A 10703-nucleotide genomic window follows, 5' to 3' on the forward strand; every position below is an offset into this window, starting at 1 on the left:
GGAGATGTGTATAAGGGACAGGCGTGGGGGAGTGGTGGGTCTACTACCGGGGGTAGGATTGCGGGGTGACTCGGTTGGGCGATCTTGAGCGTGCGGTGATGGACGTGCTGTGGGACGTGGTCCCGGGCACGTCGGACGGGGTGACCGTGCGCGAGGTGGCCGACGCGCTCGACGGCCGCGAGCTGGCGTACACCACGGTGATGACCGTGCTGGACCGGCTCGCCGGCAAGGGCATGGTGCAGCGGGAGCGGGAGGGCCGGGCCTGGCGGTACCGGCCGGCGGCCAGCCGCGAGGCGCACATCGCCCAGCTCATGCTCGACGCCCTCGACCTGGGTGGCAGCCGGGACGCGGCGCTGGTGCGCTTCGCCCGCTCGGTCACCGGCACCGAGGCCGAGGTGCTGCGCGCGGCGCTGGGCAGCGAGGCTGGGCTGACCCCGCCCGACTCCCCGCACCCGGCCGGGCCGGGCCTGGGCGACACGGGCACCGAGCTGACCGACCGCGTGGACGGGCCGGCGGGCCGGCGGCCGGCCGGCGAGGCAGCGGAGCGGTAGGGCGCGCGCCATGGCCTACGCCGTGCACTTCGCCGCCACCATGCTGGCCTGCTATCTGACCGCTCAGGTGCTCGCCAGCTCCACCTGGACGTGGCGCAGCCCCCGGGTGGCGATCATCTGCTGGCAGGCCGTCGGGTTGGCGCTGGGCCTCTCCGCGATGGGCCTGCCGATCGCGCTCGGGTTGGCCGCCTACAACCTGCCGACCGGGAGCGCTCTGCTCGCCCTGGCCACCGATCTCGCCCACGGCGCCCTGCCGGTCGGGGTGACCGCCTTCCACCTGGCCGGCGTGGGGGTGGGCTTCGGCATCGGGGCGGTGCTGGTAACCACGACGGTGCGCAGCATCCACGGCACCGTCCGCGCCCAGCGCCGGCACCGCGACCTGCTCACCCTCGTCGCCCGGGACGACCCGGCCGCCCCCGGGGCGCTGGTGCTGGACCACCCGAGCGCCGCCGCGTACTGCCTGCCCGGGGTGAAGCCACAGGTGGTGGTCAGCGCGGGCACGCTGAGCCTGCTGGACCGGGCGGAGCTGGCCGCGGTGCTCAGCCACGAACGCGCGCACGCCCACGAGCGGCACGATCTGGTGCTGCTGCCGTTCACCGCGCTCTGCCGAGCGCTGCCGTGGTTCCGCTGGGTCCGCGACGCACACGAGCGGGTCGCCCTGCTGGTGGAGATGCGCGCCGACGACAAGGCGCGGGAGCTGCACGCCGAGGCGCCGTTGGCGGGCGCGCTGCGCCGCTTCGCCGCCGCCGGTCACCGGGTCACCCCGGCCGGCGCGCTGGGCATCGGCGACCGCGACCTGGACGTACGCGTCCAGCGGCTGCTGGTCAGCGACCGGCCACCCCGGGTGCTCAGCACCACCGCCCTCGCCGTCGCCACCACGTTGGCCGCCCTGCCGATCACCCTCTTCCTGAGCTGAGCTGAGGCGCCACCCGACAGCCGTACGGGGTCCAGCACGGCCCCGGCGGGGCGCAGCCATGCCCGCAACCCCAAGATCCCGCTTGATCCAGGATCTAGGGGCATCCTGCCGCCCGGAGACCACTACATCCAGGATCGAGCACGATCACCCCACCCCCACAATTACTACGAATCGTAGTAGGCTTTCCTACGACAGTTCGTAGTAGTCAAACGTGTAGCGAAGCTACGTGTAGGGTGGCTACGACAAGGGAGCCAACGCTACGGAGAGCTGGCCATGGACACCCTGCTCCTCGCCCGCCTGCAGTTCGCCACCACCACCTCGATCCACTTCCTGTTCGTGGTCGTCACGCTCGGGCTGGTCACCCTGCTGGTCGTGATGCAGACCGCCTGGGTGCTCACCGGCAACCCGGCCTGGGAGCGGCTCACCCGCTACTGGGGCCAGCTCTACGTGATCAACTACGTCCTCGGCATCGCCACCGGGATCGTCATGGAGTTCCAGTTCGGTCTGAACTGGAGCGGCCTGTCGCGCTACGTCGGCAACGTCTTCGGCGCGCCACTGGCCATCGAGACGCTGGTGGCGTTCTTCCTGGAGTCCACGTTCCTCGGGATGTGGATCTTCGGCTGGCACCGGCTCGGCAAGGGCGTCCACCTCGCGCTGCTCTGGGGCGTGGCGATCACCGCGTACGCCTCGGCGTTCTGGATCATGGTGGCCAACTCCTGGCTGCAGCACCCGGTCGGGTACGAGGTACGCGACGGGATCGCCCACCTCACCGACTTCGGCGCGCTGCTCAGCAACCCCAGCCTCGGCATGGCGTTCGGGCACGTGGTCTCGGCCGCGCTGCTGGTCGGCGGGATGCTGATGGCGGCCGTCAGCGCCTGGCACCTGATCCGGCGTACCCCCGACTTCGCGCTCTTCCGCACCTCGCTGCGGATCGGCCTGGTCACGGCGGCGCTGGCGATCACCCTGGTGCAGGGCTTCGGGTTCGCCCAGTTCGGGCCGGTCGGCGAGGTGCAGCCGACCAAGTTCGGCCAGGGCCCGGAGGCCCAGGCGCTGATCACCGAGTGGACGACGCGATTCGGGCCGGGCGACTACACCCCGCCCGTGCTGGCCAGCGTCGGGCTGGGCTTCATGATCCTGATCGGCTTGACTCTCGGCTGCGTCTGGTTGCTGCTCCCGCTGCTCTTCCGGGACTGGATCATCCGGCTGCGCTTCCCGCTCTGGCTGGTCCTGCTCGCGCTGCCACTGCCGTTCGTCGCGGTGATCCTCGGTTGGATCGCGCGGGAGGTCGGCCGTCAGCCCTGGGTGGCGTACGGGCTGCTCCCCACCGAGCAGGCGGTCTCCCCGGTCGGCGCGCCGGTGATGCTCGCCTCGTTGATCGGCTTCAGCCTGCTGCTGGGCACCCTCGCCGTCACCAACTGGGTGCTGCTCGCCCGGCACGCGACCCGCGGCGCGGTCGATCCGCCGCTCGGCCGTCCGCCGGCGCCGCCGAACGAGCCGGCACAGCCCGAACCCGCCCTCGCCTGAGGAGATCACCGTGGACCTCGCCTGGTACGCCCTGCTCGGCCTCTTCTTCGGCGCCTACCTGGTGCTCGCCGGCTACGACTACGGCGTCGGGCTGCTGCTCGCCCGGGGCGGTGGCCCGGCCGGGCGACGGGCGGCCCTCACCGCGCTCGGCCCGTTCTTCCTCGGCAACGAGGTCTGGCTGGTGGCCGCCGTGGGCATCCTCTTCGGCGCCTTCCCGGTGCTGGAGGGCGAGCTGCTGTCCGGGTGCTATCCGGCGGTCGCCGGCGCGCTGGCCGGCGTGGTCCTGGTGACAGCGGGAGTGCAGCTGCGCAGTCGGCCCACCGACGAGCGCATCCGCGAACGCTGGGACCGGGTCGTGGTGGTGGGCAGCGTGCTCGCCGCGCTGGGCTGGGGCGTGCTGCTGGCCACGCTGCTGCAGGGAGTGCCCCGCCACGCCGACGGGCACGTGGCCGGGGTGTCGCATCTGGTGACCCCGTTCGCCGCCACAGCCGGGCTGGCCATGGTCGCCCTCGTCGCGGTGCACGGTGCGACCTTCCTCACGCTGAGACTCCCGGCCGCCGACGCCGCCGTGGTCGGCCGCTCGGCCCGCCGGCTGGTGCCGGTGGCTCTCATCGCGGTGGCCGTGGCCACCGTCGTGGGCGTGCTCTCCGATCGGGTACGCGACGCCGTCCAGCGGCCGGCGGTGGCCGTACTGCTGCCGGTGCTGCTGGCGGCGGCGCTGTTCGCGGCCCGCACGGCGCTGGCCCGACGGCGGCCGGGGTGGGCCCTCGTCGCCACCGGCGCGGCGCTGGCGCTGCCGGTGGCACTGGTCGGCGCGGCCCTCTGGCCCTACGTGCTGGTGTCCACGACGGACTCGGGCGCCTCCCTGACGGTGGCCGACGCGGCCGCCAGCGCACCGACGCTGCGCCTGCTCGGCTGGGTGGCGCTGCCGCTGCTGCCGGCCCTACTAGGCTTCCAGGCGATGTGCTGGTGGGTTTTCCGGGGACGGACCGACGGCAGGGCACCGGTGTACTGGTGAACCGCCGTCCCTTCGACCCGCGTCTGCTGCGCCGGGTCCCCGAGGCCCGGCGCGATCTTGCCGTGCTCGCGCTGCTCGGCGTGCTGGCCGCCGGGCTGATCGTGGCGCAGGCCACGACGCTGGCGGCGGTGCTGGCCACCGCCGTCGACGGCCGGCTCGACCGGCCGGCGCTGACCGGCTTCGTGGCGACGGTCGCCGCCCGCTCGGCGCTCGTCTGGGCGCAGGGCACCATCTCGGCCCGGATCGCCGCCACGGTCAAGGCCGCGCTGCGGGCCGACCTGCTCGGCGCGGTGGGCCGGCACGGGCCGGGCTGGGTGGCCGGGCAACGGGCCGGGCAACTCGCCACCCTGGCCGGGCGCGGGCTGGACGCGCTGGACGCGTACTTCACCGGGTACCTGCCGCAGCTGGTGCTCAGCGTGACGGTGCCGCTGGCGGTGCTGGCCCGGGTCGTCTTCGCCGACTGGAGCTCGGCGGTGATCATCGCGTTGACCCTGCCGCTGATCCCCGTCTTCGGCGCGCTGCTCGGCTGGCAGGCGCAGGCCGCCACCGAGCGGCAGTGGCGCCGCCTCTCCCTGCTGGGCGGGCACTTCCTGGACATGGTCGCCGGGCTGCCCACGCTGCGCGCGTTCGGTCGGGCCCGGGCGCAGACCGAGGTGGTCCGCCGGATGGCCGACGGGCACCGGGTCGCCACCATGAAGACGTTGCGGATCGCGTTCCTGTCCGCGCTGGTGCTGGAACTGGTCGCCACCCTGTCCGTGGCCCTGGTAGCGGTGCCGGTGGGCATCCGGCTGCTCGGTGGTGGCCTGGCCCTGCAGACCGCGCTGCTGGTGCTGCTGCTCACCCCGGAGGCGTACCTGCCGCTGCGGGCCGCCGGCAGCCGCTTCCACGCCAGCATGGAGGGCCTCACCGCGCTGAACGAGGCGCTGACCGTCTCCGCCGCGCCCGCCGCACCCCGCGCCACCGAGGGCGCGGCAACCCCGGACGGGCGAGGTGAGATCCGGTTCGAGTCGGTGACCGTGGCGTACGAGCGCACCACGGCGCTGCGCGACGTGACCCTGACCGTCCGGCCCGGGGAACGGATCGCCATCATCGGGCCCAGCGGCGCCGGCAAGAGCACCCTGCTCGGCCTGCTGCTCGGCTTCGTGGCTCCGACCAGCGGCCGGATCACCGTGGACGGGGTCGACCTCGCCTCCGCCGACCCGGACGCCTGGCGCCGCCAGCTCGCCTGGGTGCCGCAGCGGGCCCACCTGTTCGCCGCCTCCCTGGCCGACAACATCCGGCTCGGCGCGCCGGACACCCCACCCGACGCGCTCGCCGACGCGGTACGCGACGCGGCCCTGGACGACGTGGTTGCCGGCCTGCCGGACGGGCTGGAGACGTTGCTCGGCGAACGCGGGCACGGGCTGTCCAGCGGTCAGCGGCAACGGGTGGCCCTGGCTCGGGCGTTCCTCCGGGACGCCCCGGTGGTGCTGCTCGACGAGCCCACCGCCCGGCTCGACACCGCGGCCGAGGCGGTGGTGCTCGACGCCACCCGCCGGCTGGTCGCCGGGCGGACCGCGCTGCTGGTCGCGCACCGGCCGGCACTGCTGGCCGACGCCGACCGGATCCTGCGGATCGAGGACGGCCGGGTCACCGAGCTGACGCCCGAGCCGACCGGGAAGGTGACCCGATGAGCGCCGCACCCGAGCCGCTGCCGGCCGGGCCGGGCCGGTCGGGCGCGGCACCGGTCACCGGCGCGACCGCGAGCGGGCGGACGACCGCGGAGCGCACCGTGCTGCGGCTGGCCCGGCCGTACCTGCGCCGGCTGGTGGGCGCGGGGCTGCTCGCCGCCGCCACCGAGTTCGCCGGGCTCGCCCTGATGGCCACCGCGACCTGGCTGCTGATGAGCGCCGCCGGCCGGCCTCCGCTGGACCGGCTCACCGTGGCCATCGTCGCGGTCCGGGCGCTGGCGATCAGCCGGGGCGTGTTCCGCTACACCGAACGGCTCGCCGGGCACGACGCGGTGCTCCGCATGATCACCGACGTCCGGGCCCGGGTCTTCGCCGCCCTCGCCGCCCGTCGCACCGCCGGGCACCGCTCCGGGGACGTGCTGAGCCGGCTGGTGTCCGACGTCGAGGCGGTCCAGGACCTGCTGCTGCGGGTGCTGGTGCCGGGCTCGGCGGCGGCTCTCGTCGGGGTGCTGGCGGTGGCCGGGGCGGCGCTGATCTCGCCGGCGGCCGCCGGGGCGCTCGCGGTCGGCCTGCTGATCGCCGGGGTGGCCCTGCCCGCGCTGGCCACCGCGGTCACCCGGCGCAACGCCGCCGAGGTGGCCCCCCTGCGGGGCGCGCTGGCCACCGACGCGATCGACCTCACCCACGGCGCCGCCGACCTGGCCGCGTTCGGCGCGACCGACGCCGCACTGCGGGCCGCCGAGCAGCGGGCCCGCCGGCTGGCCCGGTTGGAACGCCGCCTGGCCGCCACCGGGTTCGCGGTGGACGCCGCCGGGGTGCTGGTCGCCGGGCTGACCGCCGCCGCGGTGGTGCTCGCCGCGCTGGCCGCCGGCGTGCCGGGGGTGCTGGTCGGCGTGCTGGCCGTCGGCGCCCTGGCCGCCGTCGAGGTGGCTCTCGCCCTGGTGTCGGCAGCCCGGCAGTGGACCCAGCTGCGGCCGGGCCTCACCCGGGTGGCCGCCCTGCTCGACGGGGACACTCCCCCGGCCGCCGCCGTCGTCGACGCGGACGGCACCGCCGACGTGGACCGGGCCGGCGGGCACGAGCTGCGCTTCGTCGACGTGACGGTGCGGTACCGCGCCGGCGCCGCGCCCGCACTGGACCGGGTGAGCCTGGCCCTGCCCGCCGGGCGACGGATCGCCGTGGTCGGCCCGAGTGGCGCCGGCAAGAGCACCCTGGCCGCCGTGCTGACCGGCGCGGTCCGGCCCGCGTCCGGCCGGGTCACCCTCGATGACCGCGACCTGTCGTCGTACGCCGAGGAGGAGCTGCCCCGCACGGTCGGCGGGTTGCTCGCCGAGGCGTACGTCTTCCACGCCACGGTGCGGGAGAACCTGCTGCTCGGCCGCGCCGGGGCGGGCGAGGAGGAGCTGAGCGCCGCGGCCGCCGCCGCCGGCCTGCTCGAGTGGGTACGCGCCCAGCCGGCGGGGTGGGACACCCTGGTCGGCGAGGAGGGTGGCCAACTCTCCGGCGGCCAGCGGCAACGGCTCGCGCTCGCCCGGGCCCTGCTCGCCGCGCCGCCGGTGCTGGTGCTCGACGAGCCCACCGAGGGTCTGGACCCGACGGCCGCGGACGCGGTGCTCGCCTCCGCCCTCGCCGCCACCCCCGCCGGGCACTCGGTGCTGCTGATCACCCACCGGCTCAGCGGGCTGGCCGAGCTGGACGAGATCGTCGTCCTCGACGGTGGCCGGGTGATCCAGCGCGGCAGCCACGCCGAGCTGGTCGCCGCCCCCGGCTGGTACCGGGACCAGTGGCTGCTCCAGGCCGCGGCCGAACGCGGGTACCTGGCGCTCGCCCCCTGACCGGGCTCGGGGAGGGACCAGGGTTCTCCCGGACGCCGGCGCGCCGGCGTTCGTGGCAGGGTGGTGCCATGCCGCGCTGTGAGGACGTGTTGGTGGAGGAGCACCTGCGGGAGCTTGCCGCCCGGTTGCAGGGGCCGGCGCGACTGAAGTCCGACCTGCTGACCGAGGCCCGGCACGGCCTGCTGGACGCCGTCGAGGCGTACCGCGAGGACGGCGTGCCGCCCACCGAGGCCCAGCGGCGCGCGGTGGCCGAGTTCGGCTCTCCGGCGCAGCTGCTCCCCTCCTGGCAGGCCGAGCTGGCGGTGGGTGCACTGCGCGGCCTCTCCCTGCGGATGCTGGCGGTGGCTGGCGTGCTGGTGGTGGCCGGCGATCTGACCTGGCGCGGGGCGAGCTGGAGCGACGGCCCGCACCCGCCGGCCGTCTACCTGCTGCTCTCCGCCTCGGTCAACTGGATCTGGATGGGCTCGCTGCTGCTCGCGGTGGCCGGTCTCCTGGTGGTGGCGGCGAGCGCCCGCTCAGCCCGGCCGGGCCTGGCCACGGCGCAGCGCGTGGTGGGCGCCGGCCTGACCGGCACCCTGGTCCTTGGCATGCTGGCCGGCGGCGCCCTCTTCGCCTGGTCGATAGGGCTCTGGGACGCGGCGCTGACCTGGCCGCCGATGATCATCGGAATGGTGCTGATCGGCGGCGCCTGCTTCGCGCTCACCCGCGCGGCGCACGGCTGGCTGCGGGCCACCACCCGCTGAGCGGCGCCGGCGCGCCGGGGCCAGCACGCCGGGCGGCTCAGGCGGGGGTGCCGGGTGGGCTGCCGGGGTCGAGGAACCGACCGACCGTCACGCGGAACTCGCGCCACCCCGCGCGCTCCCCGGCCAGCGCCCGGCGGCCGGAGTCGGTGAGCTGGTACGTCCGCCGCTCCCGGCCGTTGACCGTGCTCCAGGTGCTCGCCACGTGCCCGGCGCGCTCCAGCCGGCGCAGCGCCGGATAGATGGTGCCGGTGGGCAGGTCGAGGCTGCCGTCGCTGCGCGCCCGCAGCGCCTCGATGATGGCGTAGCCGTGCAGCGCGCCCTGTTCGAGAACGGCGAGCAGCAGGGCGTCGAGGTGGCCGTGCAACTCCTGGGCCTTCATGCGTAGTTACGCTACTTGTCAGACGGGCGGTCCGCCACCAGCAGCCACGGACCCGCAGGCCCGACCCGGTGCGCCATTCGGTCACCGGGGTGCGGGCACCGGTCACCCAGGGTCGCCGACTAGGGTATGTGCCCAGAGTCACTTGCCGGCCGGAGACGCCGGCGGGTGGGTAACCCGAAGCACACGGAGGTCAGCGTGGCCCGCCAGTCGCCCCAACGGCCCGACGCCGACGAGCCCGAGCTCGACGACACCACCGGCCCGGCCGAGCCAGATCTCGACGAGGCCGAGGAGACCGACCGCGTGTCGGCGTCGACCGACCGGTCGCTCTGGGACGAGCTGCGCATCGACCCGGTGGAGATCGCCCTGCCCGCCGGCAGCGGTTTCACGCTGCGGGCGTACCGGCCGGCGAGCGAGCTGACCCCGACCGACGTGACCGAGCGCGACCAGGACGACCCGTTCCTCGCCCGCCGCCAGGTGATCGAGGAGGAGGACGACGAGACCGTCGTCATCCTCGACGAGGAGCTGGCCGAGGAGTTCGCCGAGACCGACGAGGAGAAGCCGTCCCGGCCTCGCCACGACGGTGCGGACGCGGAGGCGGACGACGAGACCGACGACGAGACCGTCACGGACGAGGCCGACGACGAGGAGGTGCCGATCTTCCTCAGCCACCGGGGCAAGCTGCTGTTGTTCAAGACGCCCGAGTCGTTGGTCAGTTTCATCCGGTCCGGGGCGCCCAACGATCTGTCCCAACTGGACAGCTGGAATGAATTGTCCGAACGGGTGGAGCCGGCCGACATCGCGCCGCTGGACGAGGACACCTACGAACTCGACCTCGTCGTGGAGAACCTGCGCGGCGGCCACGACGCCTGGTCCTCGACCCTGCTGATCGAGGCCGGCGAGGTCGCACGTGACCTGTCGTACGCGTTGCGGCTGCCTGCGGTGCTGGACATGCTCTCCGCCGGCTCCAGCCTCGACGACCTGGACGAGGCGCTGCGCGCCACCGCCAACGGCGGGATCGGCGGTTTCATGGGCCGGCGGCGGCTGAAGAAAATCGGGGCACAAACCGCAAGCTTGGGTTGGCGCACCATTGTCGGCAAGATCTCTGCGGTCGTGGACTGGCGCGACTGACCCGTACCGGGGAGCATCAGTTGCTGGCAGAGGAAAGACCTGTCCCGGGAGGAGGACGACGCCGTGGCGCTCGTGCGCGTGTACTGCGGTCTGGCCTCGGCGGACTCGGCTGACCGACCGGCCTCGGCCGGTTCGACGCTGACGTCCGCTGTGGTCGACGACGCAGGCCGTCTGCTGCATGTCTGCGAGATCGGTGACGACGCGGCTGGTTACGCCCAGCTCGTCGCGCTGCTCGTGGAGCGGTCGGGCGGGCCGAGCGGTGCGGCCATCGCCGCCGACAGCGACGACCACACGGTCACCTCGCTGCTGAGCGCGGCGGGTCGGCCCCTGGCGATCGCGGACGACGACTCCGTCGACGACTTCGCCGAGCGGTTCGCCGACGACGACTCCCTGGAGGAGATGCAGTCGCCGCCAGCCGAACGGCGGGCTGTCGGCCTGGCCCGCGCGTTGCAGGCGGGTGCGCTCTCCGCGGTCACCCTGCCGGCGCCCCGGGACCTCGCCGGTTACAAGCAGGTGCTCTCCGCCCACGCCGCGCTGGCCAGCGGTCGGCACTCCGCCGCCGTGGCGCTGCGCGAGGTGCTGCGCGAGCTCTACCCGGCGGCGCTGCGCGCGTACCCGGATCCGGCCGAGCCGGTCTCGCTGGCGGTGCTCGACGCGCTGCCCGAGCCGGGCATGCTCGGCGGCACCGTGGCCCGGGGCCGTGAGGTCTCGGTGGCCGCGGACGCCATCGCCGCGCACCTCGCGGCGGACGGGGTGGCCGACGCCGACGAGATCAACGAGGCGGTCACCGCGCTGCGGGTCGCCATCTCCGAGACGCCCCGCCGCGCCGCCGTGAACCGGGCGCTCACCTCCGCCGTGGCCGAGACGGTCCGGCAGGCGGTCGCCTCCGTCCGGGCCTGCGACGCCGGGTGCGAGGCGCTGGTCTCTGCGCTCAGCGCG

General features: G+C 74.8%; 9 protein-coding genes and 1 pseudogene. 9 read left to right on the forward strand and 1 reads right to left on the reverse strand.

Annotated elements, in window-relative coordinates:
- The first annotated feature begins 65 nt into the window (after positions 1–65).
- The 7 genes from DKT68_RS28160 (at position 66) to DKT68_RS28190 (ending at position 8257) form a co-directional block, all read left to right on the forward strand.
- Positions 66–551, forward strand: a complete 486-nt coding sequence (locus tag DKT68_RS28160; protein WP_236647104.1) for a BlaI/MecI/CopY family transcriptional regulator — start codon at positions 66–68, stop codon at positions 549–551.
- Between the two features lie 10 nt (positions 552–561).
- Positions 562–1467: a M56 family metallopeptidase gene (locus DKT68_RS28165; RefSeq protein WP_109820412.1), complete on the forward strand. Its 906-nt coding sequence runs from the start codon at positions 562–564 to the stop codon at positions 1465–1467.
- A 273-nt stretch (positions 1468–1740) separates the two neighbouring features.
- Positions 1741–2991, forward strand: coding sequence for a cytochrome ubiquinol oxidase subunit I (locus DKT68_RS28170; protein ID WP_109820413.1), 1251 nt, complete (start codon positions 1741–1743; stop codon positions 2989–2991).
- Positions 2992–3001: 10 nt separating this feature from the next.
- On the forward strand, positions 3002–4009 hold the full coding sequence (locus tag DKT68_RS28175; RefSeq protein WP_109820414.1) for a cytochrome d ubiquinol oxidase subunit II: 1008 nt from the start codon (positions 3002–3004) through the stop codon (positions 4007–4009).
- Positions 4006–5682, forward strand: a complete 1677-nt coding sequence (gene cydD, locus DKT68_RS28180) for a thiol reductant ABC exporter subunit CydD (protein WP_109820415.1) — start codon at positions 4006–4008, stop codon at positions 5680–5682. The genes DKT68_RS28175 and cydD overlap by 4 nt, the downstream gene beginning before the upstream one ends.
- Positions 5679–7514, forward strand: coding sequence for a thiol reductant ABC exporter subunit CydC (cydC, locus tag DKT68_RS28185; protein ID WP_109820416.1), 1836 nt, complete (start codon positions 5679–5681; stop codon positions 7512–7514). Before cydD ends, cydC begins: the two co-directional genes overlap by 4 nt.
- Before the next feature lie 68 nt (positions 7515–7582).
- Positions 7583–8257: a permease prefix domain 1-containing protein gene (locus DKT68_RS28190; protein WP_109820417.1), complete on the forward strand. Its 675-nt coding sequence runs from the start codon at positions 7583–7585 to the stop codon at positions 8255–8257.
- Positions 8258–8294: 37 nt separating this feature from the next.
- Here the strand turns inward: DKT68_RS28190 and DKT68_RS28195 are convergent, their stop codons facing one another.
- Positions 8295–8636: a PadR family transcriptional regulator gene (locus DKT68_RS28195; RefSeq protein ID WP_109820418.1), complete on the reverse strand. Its 342-nt coding sequence runs from the start codon at positions 8634–8636 to the stop codon at positions 8295–8297.
- 165 nt (positions 8637–8801) lie between these two features.
- Between DKT68_RS28195 and DKT68_RS28200 the strand changes: the two genes are divergently transcribed.
- Positions 8802–9764 (forward strand): DNA primase, encoded by a 963-nt coding sequence (locus DKT68_RS28200; RefSeq protein ID WP_109820419.1) that lies wholly within the window; start codon positions 8802–8804, stop codon positions 9762–9764.
- 39 nt (positions 9765–9803) lie between these two features.
- A pseudogene (locus DKT68_RS28205) lies at positions 9804–10703 on the forward strand (transposase); the annotation flags it as partial.

Source organism: Micromonospora acroterricola (genome assembly GCF_003172955.1).
In the GTDB taxonomy this organism is placed as follows: domain Bacteria; phylum Actinomycetota; class Actinomycetes; order Mycobacteriales; family Micromonosporaceae; genus Micromonospora; species Micromonospora acroterricola.